The organism is Vibrio sp. OY15, from assembly GCF_000742455.1.
In the GTDB taxonomy this organism is placed as follows: domain Bacteria; phylum Pseudomonadota; class Gammaproteobacteria; order Enterobacterales; family Vibrionaceae; genus Vibrio; species Vibrio alginolyticus.
This window is the reverse complement of sequence record NZ_JPIL01000001.1, coordinates 405548-426986: the sequence shown is the minus strand read 5'-3', so window position 1 is coordinate 426986 and position 21439 is coordinate 405548. Positions and strand designations below refer to the sequence as shown.

Below are 21439 nucleotides of genomic sequence, written 5' to 3'. Positions count from 1 at the left end.
CATGAACTCACTGAACGACCAAACCAAAACTCTCCGCCTGAGCCATGCTGTAAAATCGTTAGAGCAGCAACAGGAACAACTAAGCACCTACGCAGAGTTGGACTTCGAGGAAAGAATAAGCCTGCTTCTGGAAAGTGAAATCTTGAATCGTACTCAGACCAAAATCCAACGTCTAAAGCGACAAGCCAAGCTGAGAGTAGATGCGAAGCCAAGCCAACTCATCTACAAAGAAGGACGAAATCTCAATCGTCAACAGATAAGCGAACTTATGACGGGTAGTTATCTTTACAAGCATCAGAACATCTTGATCACAGGCCCAACAGGCGCAGGCAAAACCTATCTTGGCTGCGCACTGGCAACCAGTGCCTTCGACCAACAACAAACCGTCAGGTACTACCGATTAATTCGCTTGCTTGATGCTCTGACCGCAGAACGTCTAGATGGCAGCTATCAAAAACAACTCCAATCGAAGGCTAAGAAAGCCTTACTGATCCTTGACGACTGGGGGATGGAAAAACTGACTCAAGAGCATGCAGGCCATCTTCTGGAAGTATTCGAAGATCATTACCAAAACAGCAGCACAATCGTCATTATTCAGTTACCTGTAAAAGAGTGGTACAACATGATCGGCAACGCAACCGTCGCAGACGCTCTCATGGATCGGCTGGTACATAATAGTCATCGAACAGAACTAGGAGGTGAGTCGATGAGAAAACTGGCGCAATCCGATCACTTAGAGTAAAAATAGGAAGAGAGAAAAACGGCAGGATCAGGTGATCGGAATAAAACGAAACAAGCGATCGCAATCACCGAAATACGCAAAACACTCGCAAATTTAGAATTTTGGCATGAAGGCTTGGAGTCCATTACCTAATGATTTAGCAAAACTAAGAGGAACTAATGCATATAAAACAAAGCGATAAGCTACAGAGAAGGAGCCTTTGACGCAAGGAATTAGAAGCAAAATTCACCCTGCGTATAACGCCGCATTAAGTGGTGAGCAACTCACCGCCTAACCCGAAATATAGTGCCATAAACACCGCACTAAAACTTTGAACTGAAACTGCCGAGCGTTGGGAATCCCTCTTAAATGCTTTGTTAGCTTTCGTACTCTACGACGTCAGCATTTTTTAGTTAATATTTTTGTAACAAAACCAGTGCCCTTTCAGAAACTAAGGGTAGCCCAGTATCTGTCACGCTAAAATCGTCTTTATCTATGGTTCCAGAGACTTGGAACCACGAAAAACGAGGTAACGTACACTCTGGATACAGTTCTTCAAATATGTCAGAAATAGATATTTCAGCCACTTCCAGATTGTATCCTGACAACTGCGATGAGCGTAAGGCCATGGCTAAACGCTCAGAGACTAAAAAGCATGGAAATGAAGTCAATAAATCATCACCTAACCAACCATCAAACTGAAAATGTAGCTTTTCTATTGTCGGTGGATGCAAATCGAAATTTGCCAGCGTATTTTCACCCAAGCTTCCAGGAACTTCTGGTTCGATCAAATATTGGTTCATTTCATTCTCCCAAAGAAAGCTAACGCCCTGTGAAGGTGTGAGCAACGCAATACGAAAGCCGCCGCACACCACTCTAATCCCTAAAACCAACGCATAATGAAAATGCCACGCGTTGCGAATCCCTCTTGAATAGTTTGTTATTGCACTGAGCTAACGGCTACGCTGTCAGCGCCCATTTGATAGCCAAAATTCATACCGTTCTTTTGCCCTTTCAGATACACGCAACACTGTGCCCTCAATCCACTTAGGAGCATGTCTTCGATTCAAAATGGAAATATTTAGCTTATCCCCAGATTCTGATGTGCAATCATCGCAACCTAATCCATATTGATTGCGTAACCATCTTTTACCTTGAAAATAATAAGAGCGACCGTTTCGAGTCAGTTTGACGATATCAATCAAAACAGTACCACTTTCCAACTCAATATATGCTAACAGCTCTCTTTGTTTATGCTTCATTTTTCCTCTGGGCAATAATGCCTTGCTAAGGGGTGAGCAACGCAATACCGAAGCCGCCGCATACCACCTTAAACACTAAAACCAACGCATAGTGAAAATGCAGCGCGTTGCGAATCCGTCTTAAAGCGTTTGTTAGCATTCAGCACCAAGTTATACTATAAATTTTCTACGTTATATAGGTAGCTAACCTTCTACTGTCTTTTTACCGCACTTTTCACAAACTAGGTGGCGTTCAAACTCATCCATAGAGGCAACAAATGCTCCAAGAGCCCAGCCTTTAATCGCGCCTGCTATAAATTCCTTAAATTTCTGATTTTTGGCACCTTTAAAAGCACTCGGCTTTCTGACCAAGACAACTACGTGATGAGTATCCGTACCGCAATCTGAACAGTAACGAACTTCTGTTTTGTGAGACATTCTTTTTCTCCATGAATGCTAACGCCTTGCTAAAGTGTGAGTAACGCAATAATAAGCTACCGCACAGCGCCTTAATCACCATAAGCCACCGTAAAGTAAAAATGCCACACGTTACGAATCACTCTTAAGCAATTTGTTCGTACATGCGCCACTTCTATTTATACGCTCAAAAATATTGAAAAGTGGCATAATATGAAAGAATTTGAACACTGAAGTGAGACGGGCAGCTACAAAACTTCAACTCGATTAATGGACGAGAGTTGACTAGAAGAAAAATGCACTGAACTGCCCTACTTTCACTGGCTTCAAATTAGAAAAGGATTCATTCATCGCACTTTTATGGCAACACCCGAAAAACGACAAGATTAACTTAGGAAGTACAGCGAAAACGAAGAAGCTCCAAAGAAGTAGGCTAATAGTTAGAAACCGTAAACGATGAAATCGAAGCGAACAATCCATATATAGTGCCACCGGAAAGAACATGAAAGACACAAACTGAAAGGTGTAAAAACGAGCGCCAACACAGATAAATACCAAAACTTATGACCTTCGACGCCAAACCCGCACTAATGCCGCATTAAGGTGTGAGCAACGTCACCACCACACTAACTTATACGCCTTAAATACAAAACCCAACGATGACATAAAAATGCCACGCGTTGGAAATCACTCTTAAATACCTTGTTAGTTTTTTGTTTCTAGAGTGTGCTTATTTTCCAAGTCGTCTAACCTGTTTTTAAGTTTCTCTAACTTTCGAGAATAAATAAAGAAACCGATTTGAGAACATACTACGGCCACATAGAACAGGTTATCTCTATGTTGAGCTGGAGCATCATTCCACAACCATATAGCGAAGACAGTGACAAGCACATAAGAAATAATATTTGAAATCATTGATGAAGCCCCGAAACTAATCGCACACTTCGATTTTCTAACTCTGTATTTACTTTTTTTAATTCAGACTTATTAAACGCAACAGCTCCCAAAATGACAAACATAGCTAAACCACCTCTGCCAAGTTTACCTCTAGCTTTAGATTCCTTGGATAGTTACCAGCTTTTAGGTTGAACATGTATTTGCCAGCCGCTGTTTCTTTCCTTTCATATTTTGAATCGTCAGGCGCCTTCTTTTTCACTGAGTCAATGCCATTCTCACAACTTGGTTTTGTTGTGTAGCTCTCACTAGCTAAGATATTTTGTCCATTTCCTGCTTTTAAACGAAAGCGATATTCTCCCGCTGTATCTTTATAAAGTTCAAATTTTCCAGACATAGACGCCCCACAATATTATTGACAAATCAAACATTAAAGATATATGCATGTCAGATCATACAAAATATAATCAATTTTTCAAAATTTTCAATTATGTTGAATAAGTAATACACACTAGCTTCTGTAGGTGTGTTCTCAAAGAACTTAATGCACTCACAAGTAGCTGCCATCTATAGAGTTATAAACAACCAAGGACATTTTTGAGAGCTAATTACAATATCAACTAATTAGCGTTGAAGCTATCTGTAGTTGTGCATATGATAGACGCACAATCGGAAATGGAGATTATGTTGTGCAACCTAGAGGCAAATCACTTTCTGTACCACTACGTCCCAAAATCCAATGGCACTTGAACTAGCTGTACACCGATATGAGGTTTCAACTATTAAACTTTATAATCAAACTTGGATGAGACAACCCTAAATCTTTCAAAGATTCTCAAGAAGATTTGAAACACCTCAAAACCTTGAGACGTAGCTTAAATGCACGGTATCATTACAAAATAACTTACAGAATATCAAGAGCGAAGCGCAGTGACTTCGCCAGACGATTTAATGGATGAACCTCATCACCTTACCCGTGTTTTGGCAAGATACCTACCCAGTATCGGTGACACCAAGCAAACTAAACGACATGAAGCCACCATATTATTATGGGAACTGGGCATTTCCGAAAAATGGAAATGATCTTTGTAACACGCAACCTTCATACGCTTGGTCTTGGAATCAATGACCCATCCAATGGTGTTTGGTTACCTAGAAATGTGAAAAACAAAGGATATTGGAGTTCTCCAGATGCTGAAGCATATAAGAAAGTTCATCGCTATGACTATGAAGCATGGGTAGTTACAAATTTAAGCAATAACTCTCTTAAAAAAGATGTGTTCATTAACCGTCTTCGTAATATCAAAATTAAATTAAAAACTTCTACTTACCCCGAAGGTATGATTTCTAGCAAAAACCCGAACTGGAATGATGAATAATGAACGTCTACCAATTGAAAGAGGCGCCGCATGATTACAAGGCTTTGCAATTAGGTCCAACGGAACTCTTCGGTGCCATAGGCAAACAACATCTAATTACCATACACCGCCAGCGCTCTCAGAACACGTCATTACTAGATATTTGGAAAAATGTATCCGGCTCATTCGATGACGTTTTAGGAACTAACGCTGACATCCCTGATGTGTCGCTGTGGTCTATGACATACCTAGTACTGTCCCATCGTGCTTACGAAATATTAAAACCCACCTTAGAAAATGAAGGTGAGTTTCTATTGGTAACTGTCGGAGAGGAACAAGTTTATGTCTTTAACTGCCTCTCCTTTGGCCAAGAAGACGAATCTGTTTGCGTGAAGAAATATCTTGATGGCATCGAAGATGGTTACGAAATACTTTATTTCGAAGAATCGGATATCGAGAAGCGATATCTATTTAAATCACGACTTGAAGGTTGTCAAAGACTGTATGCCACTGAATCTTTTAAACACTTATGTGACCACTATGACTTGCGTGGGCTTCGGTTTGAAGAAGAGCTGCTAAGAGTGTTTTAGCCAACTTAAATTTCAAGTAGCAGCTATGAAATGTATTAAATTATTCAAGAGTAACAATGAGGAAACCGTGATTGGATAAAATAGAATGAACAAACGAGTACATTGCACTAGTTAGCGAACAATTTAAACTGTGGGCTAACTTCCTCAATACAGGTTCGGGGTGTTAACTTTTACTCTGGCAATAACGTATATGGGAACATCTTCACCGTCGGTAAATCGGGTTCTTTCTTTACTCGTTATTTTCTTTGTAAGGATTAGTGGCTCCCAGTATTTACCTCATAAAACTTGGCAGTTAAGAGTTAAAGCAAAATCAGACGAGAAGACAAAGTTAATACTACTAGGCCTAGAGCAAAAATACTTTAATTTTATAACAAACTTCACCATGTATCCTATGTTTATGTTTGGTTTGCTATTTCTCATAGCTGTTTCTTTGAGTACATCAATAGCAAAGTATTTTCCTTGGTGGTAAACATACGTCGGCTTTTATAAAATCCCTTAAGAATGACTCAAACGCTTGGCATTTTCAATTAAATAGCGACCTTCGTGGTTAAAGTTAATTATTAAAATTATCACAAAGTAATATTCCATTATAGTCTTAAAAGGGAATTATATGAAGTTAGTTGACAGCGCGGGAGCTACTGCTTTAATTACTGAATGTTTATACTGTGCTAGCACAGAATTTAAACATGGATATTTTAGAACCTTAGGTCTTGATGGCGATTTATTAGAGCGAAGCTTCCAAGAAATTATTTATGAGGTTTTATATAAATCTTAAATAATATTGTAGATTTTTAGCTTCTTTCGTTTGGATGCGTGTTTGTATATTCATTTTTTAGAATATCAATCAGTACAAATATACGTAAAATTTTTAGCCAGAAAAGTAGCCAGGTCAAAAGCACTTTAGGTTAAATACTAAAAATCCAACGAAAATAGAAGATAAATATCTATCATATTTAAAGGTATCTTGAGGATTGCTTTTAGCAAAATTCATTTTTATTGTCATATATCCAATCATGAAAAACAAGGCGTCACTAGAGAAAATGATGTGATAGCAGTTATAAAAAGCAATGGAAATGACAAAGTCACATTCCGGACTAAAGAGTATGAGACTAGTATGATATTTTTATACTGTGGTTCTCGAAATTGTGCAGGGTATGATCCAGAAGGGAGTCAAATTATCTATGTACCCCAAACACAAATGACGACGAAAAACCCAAGAATATACCAAAGATGTTGATTATTCTATCTACAACTAGCTTTCTGATTACTACTCAATCCGATGAAGAACTAGTAGTGGTTACGGACTGGCTTCAGCGTAATTCACGTCGCCGAAAAATGACGAGCACCCTCTAAAATATCAACAATTGGAAGATATACTAATTAATTATGTGTTTGAGCCAGGAGATTGCAAGGGCAAAAAAGATGACGATAAACAGTATATTAAGAAACTCCGCAAGAAACTGAAGTTAACACATGAGAATGGGGTTGATTCATTTAATTACTTATAGTGTCGACCGAGACAAAATAAATCATTTTATGTCAATGCGTACTAAAGTGATGCGTGAGTTAGCTAAGAATTTAATTTATCGGTCAGCCATAGGGGAGGATTTTCAACCTCAAATACAAGATATTACGAAGTGACTAGAGTTAACTTTCAAAGCTTGGCCCTATCATGTTTTAAAGGATGTCTCTAATTTAAACCTCTACAACCAAGACGCTATCCGTACACAAACCAGCCCCTTCAGATTTTAGAGTCTTTATCCTAAACTGTGTGATTCATAGACATTCTTTCAACTATGCTGGGTGTCTATGGACAGAGAAATCCAACAAAGACTACGGTGGGTAAAAATGTATGAGGAATGTGGTTATGCAGGCCTGGTATGTCGACGCTGTAGTATTTCCAGACCAACATTACATAAGTGGGCTAGGCGATAGAAGCAGTATGGAATCGCTGGTCTGGAAAGCCAGAGCAGACGCCCTCATTCATCTCCAGTTGCCAAGCTCTATGATGAGCTAAGAGCATTGATCGTTACGATGCGTGAGAAAGGCAATTTAGGGGCGCGGCGTATACAAACGAAAGTAATCCGACTTCACCAAATACATCTAAGCACAGCGACACTCCATAAAGTTTTATACGAAGCACCAGTCAAACTCATCGTAACTTACCGACGAAAAAAAGATTTCCAAAGATATGAGCGCCCAATTCCTGGTGATAGAGTCCACATGAACACCTGTAAAATAGCGCCTGGAATTTACCATTATACAGCTATTGATGACTGCTCTCGCTATCGGGTTCTAAGGTGCTGCTCTCGGCGCACAGCAGCAAATACAGTTGACTTTATCGATTGTGTCGTGGAAGAGATACCATTTCCTATCCAGCGTATTCAGACGGACAGAGAGCGTGAATTCTTTGCTGAGAAAGTCCAGAAACAACTCATGATTTATGGGATCAAGTTTCGCCCAAATAACCCTGGTTCACCTCACTTGAATGGTAAAATGGAACTCTCGCAGAAAACAGATAAAAGTGAGTTCTATCCGACCATAGATGTCTATGTGGGGTTGGAAGAACTGGACCTGCTGCTAGCTGAATGGCAACACTACTACACCTAGGAACGGCCCCACAGCTCGTTAAATGGGCTAACCTCGGATAGACAGGATTACTAAGATTCTGATCAAACCCTTTTGTCTGAAGAGGTATCTCAGAACTACGAGATCAAGAAAGAGAGGTATCAAGAGCAGAATTACAAGCTCGATCTTCAGCTAAGAAAAGTGAAACCATCTCTATGAATCACACATTTAAGCTTAGAAACATGATTTTGATTGCTAGCTTTTTCTGGCGACTAACGCCCTGTGAAGGTGTGAGCAACGCAATACGAAAGCCGCCGCACACCACTCTAATCCCTAAAACCAACGCATAATGAAAATGCCACGCGTTGGGAATCACTCTTAAATGCTTTGTTATGTATAGCGGCTAGAGAGACCAATTGTAGCTTTTGAAAAACACATCATCTATAGGAAGAACCGGGCACAACAATGCCCCTTCAAGCGGCTTACTGACCGCGATTACTTTTGAAACCTCATCAATCATTACACCAACAGATTCAAGAGAACAGTTCTGTTCGACACTCACCCCCCATTTTTCAGCTTGATTAGAAGATATAGGTTGGCCTAGAAGAATGGCTACTTTGTTACCTTTTACACTGAGTGTCTGTAAATCACCTTGAGCATTAACTGCCCAATTACATTGAGAAGTTAGTTTTGTTTCAAAAATGGTAGACTCTTCAAACAAAGTACAAGATGATCCATTGTTAACTGACAGATTAAATGCTAAGGAAGAAAAACTAACAAACGATAAAAGTAGCGTAGTTGTTTGTTTCACTGTTTTATCTCCCAAAACCAAACTTCATCACCAAGATTAATCCAATCAGGGGCGCCTCCCTTCATATGCTCGCCATCCCAAACGTCAATGTGATCGGTACTACCCCACCCATTCCTGATAAAGATAATCCCTCTCCGACCCATTAATGATTTTCTCTTTGCTCTTTAATAAGCTCTTTATTTCCAAATATATTAGGGTTAACAGAGATCCAATTTGCTAACTCTTGGGCTGCTAAAATGTGTCTAGGACTATGTTTAAAGCCAGGGTAGCAGCGCCTATTAGGATATTTTTGGTCAAAACTTGAAGTGTCGATACCTGTTTCCTCCAGAGCAACCCGTACGAATAGCACACTGATTAGGAAAATGAGCCCTATCACAAGGAGATTTTGGGTATGGATGGTTTTTCCACAACTTGACAAATTGAATTACTGACACTGTACGTACCTCACTGAAACAAAAAGCACTCTAACACACTCAAAAATAGCAGTTACTCTAAGTGTCGCACTTCAAACTTGATACTAAGAACTCGAAGCAAACATCAAAGGGTAGATAGTAGTTCATAGGCCCTTTAAGAGTGCACGAATTATTCGATCGCGAAATATACGTAAGATAAACCATGTTATCGCTATCGTCGCTGATACCACAGCCAAACTGTCTACAGCCATCACGATGTAGAATAAGCAGCCGACAATAACACCAATCAACATCGCTACGTTGAATGGAAAAGCGTTGAATTTAACTATACCGGATGAGCCCTCTCTTAGCTCTGTCTTTAGTCCTTGCAAGTAAAAGAAGAGTAAAGTGCACCCACCGAAAAGACCCAATATTGCTATAATCATTATAACTCCGAAGGATTGATTAGACCTCTGAGGATCAGCTCTTTTCTGGCATCTTTCATGCCTTTGGTTTGCATTGCATTAAAACCAATAATCATTATCACAAAAGCGCCAAGCATTCGCCCTGACTCACCTACAAGTTGCTTTCTTAATCCCAATTTTTTCGCTGTCTCTAACACCTTATTCGAACTAACGATACTCGTTAGACCTTTGGTCACTGTTGTTTTCATTCCTTCATTAAAAACAGAATATACGCCAGCGGGTAACACTCCGACTGAAATCGTTGGAACATCAAGCCAGGGCTACTGAGTAAGTCAGAGATTTTCTTGTTTGAATTATAATAACTTTTTAACTCAGAATCACTTAGTGACCAGCAGAACCAGTATGGATTTGCGCCGATTTGGCCTATCATTCCATAGAGTTTAGACTTCAAGCGATTGTTTTTTAAATTCAACACACTACTCGTTACTATTCTTTGGTCGGGCTTCGATAAATGTCTGTACAACACAATACCAGATAAAAGGCTTAACGATTGATTTTCACGATGTAAATCATTTTTATATGGTTCTAGACCCATGAGAACAATGAAAAACTTTAACGGATCTTGATTGTGTTGCCGATGGGTGTATCTGGAAGATGTGACGCTTAAAGAGTCCATGCCTAAAAGTCCTTAGGTAATTTCAATACACAAATCATTACATAATATTAAGTAGGCGTTTCGTTTGTAAAATGTCATTTACTTCTAATGTATTGATATATAGAACTATATTAAAAGTGAGATCTGGTAGGGGTATCCACTTTTAGGTTACAAAAGCTGATGCAAACTTGTAAAGTTGCATCGTTGATTGTAACTTGGTGAAACTTATTTTGAGGCAAAGGTGAGTCTGCCGTGGTCGACATCTGACACGCCTTTGCACAGTTCAGAGTTGCGTTTTTCTAATTTAGTAGAGCATGAATTAACTGATGTATGGCAACTCGCTTATTTGAGCTCCCAGTATCATTGGAACAGAGCACACCGAATACAAACCCATATTGCTCAGTGCTTAATCATTAATAAATTCAATAACTTTACAAGATGATGAAGCATAAAAGGCTAGAGGGTAGCTCCTTCATCAAGAAACCGAATATACGGACGCAACAACTAAAGAGTTGCTTTGAGTTGGAAAGCAACAGGTAAGGGTTTCTTACTTATTGCCAGCAGGAAATGAGGCAAATTAACGAATTTGAACTCCACTTTAAAAAACTTGGGCGCTATCTTAAATCCTGAGATTAATTCCACAAACTTGAATTACTCCTCTTGAGCACATTTTGATCTTAGAGGCTATTCGGTGAAGATCCGAAACAAAAACAAGCACAAACAGTGATTTAAATCACAATTAGGAGTTATTTTCGCAGTTCCTCTCAATGTTTCCCTAGAGGGTAACACCAAGATAATATTACATATAAAACAATGCCTTGTAATGAAATCGAGAATCCATCTTGAACAGTTTGTTAGCTGAAAGTTTCACCGAGTGCATCTATCCATTGCTCTGGCTTCGCTACAATAAACTCGTAACACGTGTTGTTGGCTAGCTTTATGCGAAATGCATTCGTGTTGGTTGGAGTTACACCACCACCTTTGCCCAAGTACTTAGCTACGGCAGCAATGCCTTGGCGCTTTAATTGATATGGACCAAAACCCAACTTTTCGTTGTACGGAATAAAAATTAAATCCGGCTTCGTTAGTTCTAATTTCCCATCTGCTTTAGTCGCACCGAATTGAGTTGTAGCTGTTGAAGACTTAATTACTTTATCAGACATAACGTACCCTCTTCCTTGATTTACTTTTGTCTGCTAACGCCCAATTAAGGGGGTGAGTAACGCAAAACCGATGCACCGCAAAGCACCTTAATCACTCAAATTAACGCATAGTAAAAATGCCAAGCGTTGGAAATCACTCTTAAACAGTTTGTTAGCTATCTATCAAATTGATACAGTTTTGAATGATGATTGCACTATCAGCTTTACTTTGAGTTTGCATCGCGCATTGTGCCATAGAGCTATAGCCACTACTCTTACGTACTTCATGATTCAAATTATCTAGCGCAAGACGAAGAGTTGAAAGATTAAACACTCCGTTATTAACCAAATATTTTACTGTCTCAGGATAAAAACTGGCCATTTCTAAAAATTCAGCTTGCTCATTCACATCATTAAATATATTTTCCCGTTTTAGACACTTTTTGGATAATTTCATGGACAAGATACTGCGCTCTTGTTCGTTGAAAACTTTTCTTTGCATCAAAATAAGAGTCATCGCCAATGCTGCGTCAACATCGTAATGATCGTTTTGGCCGCCAACCATTTTTAAGCACTCTTCAAAGCTTTGAATCAAGTCAGGTAAGATTCCATTCATGTTATTCCTCCAATTTACATTAGGCAATATCTGGCATTACAGCTAACACCCTGTTAAGGTGTGAGCAACGCAATGCCGAAGCTGACGCATACCACCTTAATAACTTAAATCGACGCATAGTAAAAATGCCACGTGTGCAAAATCCCTCTTAAACGCTTTGTTAGCGCGCTATTAAGTTAAACAAGAAATTCTTTGGGGTCCGTTGACTTCCAGTCCTTTTTTCCTCATTACTGTAATAACTATATTCACGTTGATGCTCATCACCATCAACGTGAATCTTATTAACAGCGCAAGGCATATTTATATGCGAAACCGTACACCTAATATTAAAAGTATCATTGTAACTCAACTTCTTAAGCACCTCTACATGTAATACTGTTAACCTGTTAAATATAGAGTTAAGCTCAGTAATAATTATCAATAGATTATTACGTATGCCATTCATTCTATCTTTAACAAAGTGCTTAGATGACTTAAATGACATTTATGGCAACGTAAAATCTTATTCACTGAACGTTCGAGAGCAGCTATTTGAGATCGTGAAATCATGTTTACCCCTCCATAAAGCTACGATAAAGCTCTTCAAGCTTCGAGTTCAATTCAGAGTCACTTTTCGCAGAAATTGAGCCAATTAACTCTGATTCACTTATATTTCCTAGTCTCACATCAAAGCTTTTATTATCAAAACTATCAACGAAAATACACATTTCACTCCCCTCATAAAAGAATGAAGCAGAGTTATCATTAACAGACATATCAAATTTCATCTTTTCCTCTTAATAATGTTTATAAATATCATGTCGACTTAGTGCGTTGCGAATCACTCTGAAGTAACTTGTTATACCGCTTGGATTCAAGTACGAAGTGCGACACCCCTGAAATTTAAAACTGTGAGATGTGCTATTCATAAGTTTTACTCCCGCCAAGAAGTGAAAAACCATGAATTACACACACCTCACTGAGAATGAAAGGTATATGATGTCCGCACTTAGAAAGCAAGGCATTAGTGTCGTCAACATCGCTAAAGAGCTAGGGCGTCACAAGAGCACTATCTACCGAGACTTTAAACGTAACTCTCGATATAATGCCTATCGCCCCAACCCTTCCTATCAGCCAGCTAGAGCGCAACAAAGAGCTAGAAACAGGTTAAGCCGATCACGGCGTAACAAGCGGTATACCAAGCACGATTTCAAAATTATTGACGCACTTATAATGCTCGACTTAATGAGTTTGTAGGAGACAAGCTTTCCAAGTCAATTAACTTAGGAAACCATGAACGACTTTCTAAATACATATTATGGCGATAAATCCAAAGAGGTTTATAACAAGAAACTTTCTCGATTAAAGAAGAGCTTTAGCTATCTAGCAGATGAATCCGCAATTAGTGAAAACTTTATGTTTAACAAAAAACCAAAATGGCTAAATGTTTCTGATAATAAGAAAGAACGCTTGGGTTTAGATATAGAAGCATTCAAAGCAATTGAAAAAGAGGCCCCTCTATTTTTAAAAGTAGCGATGGGGTTATCGATTCAATCGACTCACGCAGTAGCTGAACTACATAGAATAAAATACCGTATACCAAAACCGGATACATGTGGAATTGTCTGGTTTGATACTCCAAAACCAGAGAACGGAGAAATTGTATTTGGTACCTTGTACATACATCGAGCAAAGGTTAAGAATGCTAAAACGTCTTATGTTGCTATTCCGGTGACAAGCGCTATCAAAGAAGTTGTAGAGCTATCTAAAACAGATAAGCTACATTGCCCTTACGTAGTGCATCGTAGACCTGCAAGAAACAATAATATCGCTAAGCAGTGTGACCACCGTTACCAAGTGACCAGTCGCATGATCAGCGAAACATTTTCCAAAGTACGCGACGAACTCGGTTTGTACTCTAACGTAGAAAAAGCTAAGCGCCCTACTTTCCATGAAATCCGAAGGCTATCGGCAAAACTCATCGATGAAATGGGTGTAAACCCTCGCCAACGCATGGCACATGCCAGTGATAGAACCACTCAGATTTACACTGATAGTCACGACGTAGAATGGCATGAAGTACCAGCCATAAGCGTCGCAATATAGCCCATTTCAAGCGCTGTACAAACTACTGTATTTTACCACCTTTTTACCACCCCCTCGAACTTTACTCAGTACTAACGCAGAGTAATAACAAGGGGATAAAAAGGAAAAAAGAAGGAATTCCACTTGAATATCAATAAGTTATAGACACAAAAAAGCCCACCAAGAGGTGGGCTTTTTCTAAAATTTGGTGGGTCCGGGCGAACTCGAATCGCCGACCCCTACCATGTCAAGGTAGTACTCTAACCAACTGAGCTACGGACCCAAATTTTTATGTTCCTAACCATTCAATTCAGAATGGTGCGTCCGAGTGGACTCGAACCACCGACCCCCGCCATGTCAAGGCGATACTCTAACCAGCTGAGCTACGGACGCATTTCTCTGGAACGACGAGGATATTAGCTATAAGCGAACGACGGTGCAAGCACAAATTTACCAACTTTGAACCGTTTGGCGAAAATGTAAACTCAACACGCGTTTTCAGATGATTTTATCGACAAGGACTGAGCCTGCAGGGTTTAAAAGTGTGATCTATATAACTTTTATTATCTCACTTAATTGTCGTAAGGCACTTCACTGAGCATCCAAATCTGTAAGGTTTGCGATACCTTAGGGCAAGTGCCGAACAAAATCTGATATTTAGGTTTAAATGGTTCGCCGATATAGGTTGTACGAATCAACTCTCCTGTTTTGACGTCCACTTGAGTGCTCACCCTGCCTTTGAAGTTTTGAAATATGACAAACTGCTCACTGTGGTAAACCATTTGCTCTCGGTAAAACAAGAAATGATCTTGGGGTGTCTCTGTCAATTCACACTCCAGTGGTTTCAAATTAGGTATCGCACTAACATTAGATGCGATGAACAATGCTGACAAAATCCATCCGTATCGCATATGGCTGCCCTATTCTGCACTCTTTTTCAAAGTATAGGTCTTGCCTTGAGGACAGATACAAAAAAGGCTTTGATCATCTCTAATCAAAGCCCCTTGTTTCTGCTGGTTAATTGTCGTGTTTAGTCGTCCGCCTCAAACACAACGTTATAATTTTCGGTGTATGTACAATTCGGCTGACGGCTACAAGTAAAGAAACGTCTCCCTTTGAACTCACCTTGGCTTGCGGTTTTAATGATCATCGGACTGCCGCATTTTTTACAAAAACGCACTTCTTTATCGGGCTCAATCAAATCAATGTGTGCCGCAAGCAAACGACGTAATCGCCCAACTTGATAACTGTGCTTTATCGAGGCGCCAATTAAAGGCAGGTTGGCCGTCTTACAAACATGAATCAATAACTTTTGTCTTTCTATCTTACCCTTGTTTAGCTCCTGCCCATTATCCAATTCAACGATAACGCGCGGCTCTAGTGTCCTTGGGTCACAAATAACGTAATCAAAATAGCTTCGAGATATACGATTGTTCGCGACAAAAAACTGCTTCTTATTTTTGATTTCTTTTGGCGTAACCAAACTGGACATGTTTACTTTCGCGAATACTACGGCATGCTCCCCTACCGCCGCTCTTAACGCATTATAGAACGCACCCTCTTGACCTCTGAGCAGAGGGCCTTTCGAGCGATAAGGATAATCACGCGTGTCATCGTGCTTAATCACGTACTTTTGAATAACAAAGAAGAATAAAACCAGAAGAACAACAATGATAAAAATGTTGGTCATAAATAAAGTGCATCCAAAACAACTCGTTGCTCAAAGCGTAAATGGAAATGTTATGCAGAGCAACAAAACCTCGCAATTTTGAGGCGCCACGACGATAGCGAGAAACAGAAAATTTTGCTCACCAATAAAAACGAGCCAATCACACACTTGGATTGGCTCGTTTAAATTTTGTTAATACATTATGTATGCTAAGAATCAACTATTAGCGTCTGGCTGATTCTCTGGCATCGCATCAATAAAAGCTGGCAGTTGATTGCATGACTGCACAACAGCGTTAATGGTTGGATAAAGAGAGGTATCTACACCAAAGCGTTGTGCGTTATAAAATTGTGGTACCAGACAAATATCGACAATAGATGGCGAGCTTGTCAGGCTAAACTTGCAATCACCATTTAGTTTACGATGCTTCTGAAGTTTCTCTTCTAATGCTGTAAAACCTTTGTGGATCCAGTGATGAATCCAAGCGACTTTGCGCTCTGGCTCGCAAGCTAACTCCCCCTCTAAATACTGTAGAACTCTTAAGTTATTCAGGGGATGAATCTCCATTGCAATATCCTGAGCCAAAGCTAGCGCTTGGTATCGAAGCGGCGTTTGCTCGGGGATCACAGTGACATCCGGGTAGTGTTCTTCTAAGTATTGAATGATCGCCAGTGACTGGGTTAACTGAACCTCCCCATCCACCAGCAAAGGAACCAGTTCAGAAGCGTTTAACTCATGGTACTCGTCACTGTGTTGTTCGCCACCATTGCGCACCAAGTGTACCGATTTTGAATCATACGATAACTCTTTAAGATTCAAGCAAATACGCACACGATACGCCGCCGATGATCGCCAGTATCCGTATAAAATCATGCTATCGCTCATATCGTCTCCCAACCAGCATTGTTAGTGCTTGAGATATTGGCTAACTTGTTGGTCAATCGAGCCGAATATGTTGTTGCCATCCGCATCGAACATTTCCAATCTGATTGAATCTCCAAACGACATGAAGTTAGTCGACGGCTTACCATCACGAATGGTTTCAATCATGCGAACTTCCGCGATACATGAATAGCCAACGCCACCTTCTTCAATAGAAGTGCCATGTTCCGTTCCCTGCTTGTTGGATACCGTACCTGAGCCTATAATCGCCCCAGCAGATAGCGGGCGCGTTTTAGTCGCATGAACAATTAAGTCTGCAAAATCAAACGTCATATCGATACCCGCATTTGGGCGACCAAACGGCTTGTGGTTGTATGTAGAGACCAGTGGTAAATGCACTTTGTTTTCGTACCACGCATCGCCTAGTTCGTCAGGTGTTACTGCCACAGGAGAAAACGCAGAAGAAGGTTTAGATTGGAAAAAACCAAACCCTTTAGCTAACTCTGCCGGAATTAGACCACGCAGTGAGATATCATTCACCAGCATGATCAAACGAATCGACTCCTGAGCCTCTGCAACACTCGCGCCCATTGGTACGTCACCAGTTACCACAGCAACTTCACCTTCGAAATCAATACCCCATTCATCACTCGCAAACTCGATGTTGTCACAAGGTCCAATAAAGGCATCAGAGCCTCCTTGGTACATCAACGGGTCCGTCCAAAAACTCTCTGGCATTTCAGCGCCGCGAGCTTTTCGAACCAACTCAACGTGGTTTACGTAAGCACTGCCATCAGCCCACTGATAAGCGCGAGGAAGCGGCGACTCACAGTAGTGCGCTTCAAACTCTTCATACCCTGCAACCATGCCATTGTTCAGTGCAACGTATAGCTCTTCCAGTTGTGGTGCTAGCGTATCCCAGTTATCAAGCGCCACCTGCATCGTCGGAGCTAAGTTCATGGGGTGGAAAATTTCTGTCGCAGGTACGCAGCGCGTTAAGTCTTTGCTCACGACCATCAACAAACCGTCACGAGTGCCATTTTTCTTGGTTGCTAATTTCATCCTTGCCTCTTACTTCTCTTGCCAGCTATAGACGTATTCTTTGTTTTCTACTTTTTCCAGCTCATCCGAAAACTGAAGTGCGTGACGAGTATCAATCATGACCGCAACTTCGTCGGTGAAAGTCTTCTTGTGCTCTCGCCCTGCTTTGAATGCTTTCGGGTGAGGACCATGCGTAAATCCTGCTGGATGGAATGTCACCATGCCTGCTTCAATGTTGTCACGGCTGAAGAAATCACCTGCATGGTAGAACAAGACTTCGTCATAATCGTCATTGTTGTGGTAGAACGGTACTTTGAGCGCTCCAGGATCACTTTCAATTGGACGAGGAACGAAGGTACACACCACAAATCCTGCTCCTACAAATGTAGTATGTGCAGAAGGCGGTAAATGGTAACGATGTGACATAAGTGGACGAATATCACGCCAGTTCACTTTTACTACCGCCAAATCACCATGCCACCCAATCGCATCCAACGGGTTGAATGGGTAAGTGATAACACTGACTTTATCGTGGCGTTTCACCTGAACCTGTGTTTGATTATCAGAGTATTGAGCACGGAACTGATCGTTGATCGACGGCGTTTCTAGAACCGCCGGATCAAACACCGCGTGGTTTCCAACCATGCCTTTTTCGGGCAATGTATAAGCCGCATCGGTGTTTTCGATCATCAGAATGAACATCGGCTCGCTTGGCTCTAAACGCCAGCTCGTTGAGCGCGGGATCATGACATAATCCCCTTCGCTCACTTTCAAATGACCATAATCACAGTAGAGATCTGCCGTACCTTGGTGGATGAATAGCAGTTCGTCGCCATCTGCATTTCTCACCAAGAAGTCCATTTTTTCATCCATACGCCAAACACGAACTTTACAATTCGCGTTGTGTAATAGATGCGGGACTGCCCACGGGGTAATATGGCTGGCTTTCTCAACTAGATTAAAATCGAACGCTCGTGGACGTAGCTCGCCCTCCCACTCAGACCACCCCGTTGGGGCATGTTGATGATGAAAATGTGTTGCGGGGCCGAAGAAGCCACTTCGACCTGCCTCACGTTCATAAATTGCCTCTTCCGGGAAGTCAGCATGCGCTTGTTTAGAGCACACTCCCTCCCGGTGAGGGAATGTGATCCATTTATGCATCGCTCAATACTCCTCGGCGAATTTGGTCTTCTTCTATCGATTCAAACAACGCTTTGAAGTTACCCTCGCCAAAGCCTTCATTGCCTTTACGTTGGATGATTTCGAAGAACACAGGGCCGATAACGGTTTGAGTAAAGATTTGTAGCAAGATGCCATCTTTCGTTGGCGCACCATCAATAAGAATCTGCAAATCACGAAGCTTGCTTACATCTTCACCGTGGCCTTCAACACGCTCATCGACTTTCTCGTAATAAGTATCTGGCGTTGGCATAAAGTCCATGCCGCGCTCACGCAAGGTTTTGACCGTTTCGTAGATGTCGTCTGTGGTCAATGCGATGTGTTGAATACCTTCGCCATTGTATTCACGGATAAACTCTTCAATCTGTGATTTATCATCTGACGACTCATTGATAGGAATTCGGATTTTGCCGCAAGGTGCGGTCATCGCACGGCTGACAAGACCAGTCAGCTTACCTTCGATATCGAAATAACGAATTTCGCGGAAGTTACCAATGCGCTCATAGAAACCTGACCAGACATCCATGTTGCCCTGCTTAACGTTGTGCGTTAAGTGGTCGATTTCGTAAAGACCAACATTCGCTTTTGATAAACGCTCATCAGCATCATCATAAAAACGAAAATCGACATCATAAATACTCTGCTTTCCATAACGGTCGACAAAATAAAGCAAGCTTTCACCGATGCCATAAATAGCAGGAATGCTAAGCTCCATCGGCCCAATTTCCGTTTTATATTCTTTACCGCCATTCTCTAACGCATGCGCCAGAGCAACGGTGGCGTCTTTCACACGAAATGCCATGCCACAAACCGACGGACCGTGAACTTTGGCGAATCCCTCAGCTTGGCTATGCGGCTGCGCATTCACAATAAAGCTAATGTCACCTTGTCGATATAACCACGCTTCTTTTGAGCGATGCTTTGCAATCTCCGCAAAACCTAACGATATAAACAGATCTTTAAGCTGTTGAATGCCTTTGTTGTCTGCAGCGGTATATTCAACAAACTCAAATCCGTCTGTTCCTAGTGGGTTATATGCATCAACCATGACTTTCTCCTTGTCTCAGTAGCTTTTGTTTGGACTTATTTTTCTAACTTGGCGCAGGTCTTGAGAAATTGGAATACGTGGGGAGAAATCTTTACCTTGGCGATTTTTACGCATAATTGTAAAAAATATGTTACACACAGGAGGCGCATCGAATCCACTTTCGTAAACATTAAATAAACTGCTTATTTTCAATACATTAGATTGATATTTTCGGCTTTACGCAAACATGTAAAATGTAAATAAGTTGTTACTTTGGCATTTTATCTTGGCAACGTAGCTTAAAAAGTAAAAGAGGGATAGAAAGCCTATTGCCCCCTATTTCTATCTGCTTCATTCATTTGGTCCTACAAAACATCGAAAGTAATGTTTCGTGACGCTTCATACAGTTCGAAGGACTCATCGGTCAGAATCGTGTCATGGATACCCCTTTATTGATTCACCTCAGTTTTATTCAAAAGTAACTATGCCATAAGTGGTGCTCTGTTCCCTATCGAGCCGAGCCACAAGGCTTCACGCTCGATCAGAAAAAGAGACATCTAATGACACACATTAATCAAGAACGCTTAGTTGAACATTTTTGCCAACTGGTACGTATCGATAGCGAATCAACAAACGAAAAACAAATTGCAGAAACACTGGCAGAGCAGCTAGGCGACCTAGGCTTCACCGTGCACAAGCTTCCAGTGCCTAAGCACATTTCTAACGGCTTTAACCTATACGCCCGTTTAGACGGCAAAAAAGACAGCTCTATCCTAATGAGCTGTCATATGGATACGGTCACTCCAGGCATTGGCATTGAGCCAATCATCGAAGACGGTGTTATCCGTTCAAAAGGCAATACGATTCTTGGTGGCGATGATAAATCTGGTATTGCTGCTATCATGGAAGCCGTTCGTTGTATTCAAGCGGAAAACCGTGAGCACAAAACGTTAGAACTTGCTTTCACCGTGTATGAAGAAGGCGGCTTATTCGGTTCACAATACTTCGATATGTCACACGTCACTTCAACGGAAGCAATCGTGTTAGACACAGGTGGCCCTATTGGCACCATTGTGACCGCAGCCCCAGGCCAGCAAAAAATCATGGCAAAAATCAAAGGTCGACCAGCACACGCAGGGCTTGCGCCAGAAGAAGGCATCAGTGCGATCATGGTGGCGGCAGATGCCATCAACCAAATGAAGCTGCTTCGCATCGACGAAGAAACGACAGCCAACATCGGTATGGTTAACGGCGGTCAGGCCACAAACATTGTTATGCCTGAATTAAAAATCGTGGCAGAAGCACGCTCCCTGAATGGCGATAAACTAGATGCTCAGGTCAATCATATGATCTCAACATTAGAGTCTGTCTGTAAAAAACACGGTGCAGAAGTCGAAATTGAATCTAGCCGAGCCTACGACGCTTTTGTTATTGAAGAAAACCACCCACACGTAAACGCTATAAAAGCAGCGTTTTCAGAGTTGGGAATTGACGCCTTCACAAAAGGCACTGGCGGCGGTAGCGATGCCAACAACTTTAACAAGAAAGGTCTCACAACGGTCAACCTTTCAACTGGCATGGCAAAAGTACACACGACAGAAGAGTTTATCGCGGTAAGTGATATGGTCAAAATCACTGAGTTCGTGAAACATTTCCTAGTCAGTTAACGTCATGCCTTTTGAAGAGCAGACTGACTATCTTCCCCTTCTAGCCTGTGCTTGAAGGGGATTTTAATTTGTATCGAAGC

Annotated in this window: 21 protein-coding genes, 2 tRNA genes and 2 pseudogenes; 8 read left to right on the top strand and 17 right to left on the bottom strand. The window is 41.1% G+C overall.

Going from position 1 to position 21439, the window contains the following annotated elements; all coding sequences use genetic code 11:
- Position 1: 1 nt before the first annotated feature.
- Positions 2-742 carry an IS21-like element helper ATPase IstB gene (gene istB, locus IJ23_RS01910; protein ID WP_033905189.1) on the top strand — a complete coding sequence of 247 codons (741 nt, stop codon included), beginning with the start codon at positions 2-4 and terminating at the stop codon, positions 740-742.
- Between the two features lie 392 nt (positions 743-1134).
- Here istB and IJ23_RS01905 read toward each other — a convergent pair whose 3' ends face one another.
- The 4 genes from IJ23_RS01905 to IJ23_RS01885 all read right to left on the bottom strand — a co-directional run bounded on the left by IJ23_RS01905 (position 1135) and on the right by IJ23_RS01885 (position 3670).
- Positions 1135-1524 (bottom strand): hypothetical protein, encoded by a 390-nt coding sequence (locus IJ23_RS01905; RefSeq protein WP_033905188.1) that lies wholly within the window; start codon positions 1522-1524, stop codon positions 1135-1137.
- Positions 1525-1689: 165 nt separating this feature from the next.
- Entirely contained in the window at positions 1690-1983 is a 294-nt protein-coding gene (locus IJ23_RS01900) for a hypothetical protein (protein WP_033905187.1), read from the bottom strand.
- Positions 1984-2166: 183 nt separating this feature from the next.
- Positions 2167-2400, bottom strand: coding sequence for a hypothetical protein (locus tag IJ23_RS01895; protein WP_033905186.1), 234 nt, complete (start codon positions 2398-2400; stop codon positions 2167-2169).
- A gap of 1000 nt (positions 2401-3400) precedes the next feature.
- The gene (locus IJ23_RS01885) at positions 3401-3670 is read right to left on the bottom strand and encodes a YegP family protein (RefSeq protein WP_225452469.1); all 270 of its coding nucleotides are present in this window, start codon (positions 3668-3670) and stop codon (positions 3401-3403) included.
- 652 nt (positions 3671-4322) lie between these two features.
- Between IJ23_RS01885 and IJ23_RS01880 the strand changes: the two genes are divergently transcribed.
- The 4 genes and pseudogenes from IJ23_RS01880 (at position 4323) to IJ23_RS01870 (ending at position 8008) form a co-directional block, all read left to right on the top strand.
- Positions 4323-4652: an AHH domain-containing protein gene (locus IJ23_RS01880; protein ID WP_081248153.1), complete on the top strand. Its 330-nt coding sequence runs from the start codon at positions 4323-4325 to the stop codon at positions 4650-4652.
- Complete coding sequence (locus IJ23_RS01875) at positions 4652-5221, top strand: hypothetical protein (protein WP_033905183.1); 570 nt, start codon at positions 4652-4654, stop codon at positions 5219-5221. Before IJ23_RS01880 ends, IJ23_RS01875 begins: the two co-directional genes overlap by 1 nt.
- Before the next feature lie 610 nt (positions 5222-5831).
- A complete protein-coding gene (locus tag IJ23_RS25260) occupies positions 5832-5996 on the top strand; it encodes a hypothetical protein (protein ID WP_161781338.1) in 165 nt (54 codons plus the stop codon).
- Positions 5997-7030: 1034 nt separating this feature from the next.
- Positions 7031-8008: pseudogene (locus tag IJ23_RS01870) on the top strand (DDE-type integrase/transposase/recombinase).
- A 184-nt stretch (positions 8009-8192) separates the two neighbouring features.
- Here the strand turns inward: IJ23_RS01870 and IJ23_RS01865 are convergent.
- The 5 genes from IJ23_RS01865 to IJ23_RS01830 all read right to left on the bottom strand — a co-directional run bounded on the left by IJ23_RS01865 (position 8193) and on the right by IJ23_RS01830 (position 12597).
- Positions 8193-8600, bottom strand: a complete 408-nt coding sequence (locus IJ23_RS01865; RefSeq protein ID WP_033905182.1) for a hypothetical protein — start codon at positions 8598-8600, stop codon at positions 8193-8195.
- Between the two features lie 837 nt (positions 8601-9437).
- Positions 9438-9665, bottom strand: coding sequence for a hypothetical protein (locus IJ23_RS01855; protein ID WP_033905180.1), 228 nt, complete (start codon positions 9663-9665; stop codon positions 9438-9440).
- A 1261-nt stretch (positions 9666-10926) separates the two neighbouring features.
- A complete protein-coding gene (locus IJ23_RS01845; RefSeq protein WP_033905178.1) occupies positions 10927-11235 on the bottom strand; it encodes a hypothetical protein in 309 nt (102 codons plus the stop codon).
- Between the two features lie 151 nt (positions 11236-11386).
- Positions 11387-11830, bottom strand: coding sequence for a hypothetical protein (locus IJ23_RS01840; protein ID WP_033905177.1), 444 nt, complete (start codon positions 11828-11830; stop codon positions 11387-11389).
- 551 nt (positions 11831-12381) lie between these two features.
- A complete protein-coding gene (locus IJ23_RS01830) occupies positions 12382-12597 on the bottom strand; it encodes a hypothetical protein (protein ID WP_033905175.1) in 216 nt (71 codons plus the stop codon).
- 172 nt (positions 12598-12769) lie between these two features.
- On the opposite strand from IJ23_RS01830, the pseudogene IJ23_RS01825 reads away from it, so the two are divergent.
- Positions 12770-13051, top strand: a pseudogene (locus IJ23_RS01825) (helix-turn-helix domain-containing protein); the annotation flags it as partial.
- A gap of 51 nt (positions 13052-13102) precedes the next feature.
- Positions 13103-13915, top strand: coding sequence for a tyrosine-type recombinase/integrase (locus IJ23_RS01820; protein WP_033905174.1), 813 nt, complete (start codon positions 13103-13105; stop codon positions 13913-13915).
- Between the two features lie 185 nt (positions 13916-14100).
- On the opposite strand, the gene IJ23_RS01815 is transcribed toward IJ23_RS01820, so the two are convergent.
- The 8 genes from IJ23_RS01815 to hppD all read right to left on the bottom strand — a co-directional run bounded on the left by IJ23_RS01815 (position 14101) and on the right by hppD (position 19713).
- Positions 14101-14177 (bottom strand) — tRNA-Val (locus IJ23_RS01815).
- Between the two features lie 33 nt (positions 14178-14210).
- A tRNA-Val gene (locus IJ23_RS01810) sits at positions 14211-14287 on the bottom strand.
- A gap of 179 nt (positions 14288-14466) precedes the next feature.
- Positions 14467-14805, bottom strand: coding sequence for a hypothetical protein (locus IJ23_RS01805; protein WP_005377830.1), 339 nt, complete (start codon positions 14803-14805; stop codon positions 14467-14469).
- Positions 14806-14924: 119 nt separating this feature from the next.
- A complete protein-coding gene (locus IJ23_RS01800) occupies positions 14925-15584 on the bottom strand; it encodes a DUF2726 domain-containing protein (protein WP_005377831.1) in 660 nt (219 codons plus the stop codon).
- A 195-nt stretch (positions 15585-15779) separates the two neighbouring features.
- Positions 15780-16448, bottom strand: a complete 669-nt coding sequence (maiA, locus tag IJ23_RS01795) for a maleylacetoacetate isomerase (RefSeq protein ID WP_005377832.1) — start codon at positions 16446-16448, stop codon at positions 15780-15782.
- 21 nt (positions 16449-16469) lie between these two features.
- A complete protein-coding gene (locus tag IJ23_RS01790) occupies positions 16470-17507 on the bottom strand; it encodes a fumarylacetoacetate hydrolase family protein (RefSeq protein ID WP_033905173.1) in 1038 nt (345 codons plus the stop codon).
- A 9-nt stretch (positions 17508-17516) separates the two neighbouring features.
- Positions 17517-18647 (bottom strand): homogentisate 1,2-dioxygenase, encoded by a 1131-nt coding sequence (locus IJ23_RS01785; RefSeq protein ID WP_033905172.1) that lies wholly within the window; start codon positions 18645-18647, stop codon positions 17517-17519.
- Positions 18640-19713, bottom strand: a complete 1074-nt coding sequence (gene hppD / locus IJ23_RS01780) for a 4-hydroxyphenylpyruvate dioxygenase (RefSeq protein ID WP_033905171.1) — start codon at positions 19711-19713, stop codon at positions 18640-18642. Before hppD ends, IJ23_RS01785 begins: the two co-directional genes overlap by 8 nt.
- Positions 19714-20252: 539 nt before the next feature.
- Between hppD and IJ23_RS01775 the strand changes: the two genes are divergently transcribed.
- Positions 20253-21359 (top strand): M20/M25/M40 family metallo-hydrolase, encoded by a 1107-nt coding sequence (locus tag IJ23_RS01775; RefSeq protein WP_033905170.1) that lies wholly within the window; start codon positions 20253-20255, stop codon positions 21357-21359.
- Positions 21360-21439: the final 80 nt, after the last annotated feature.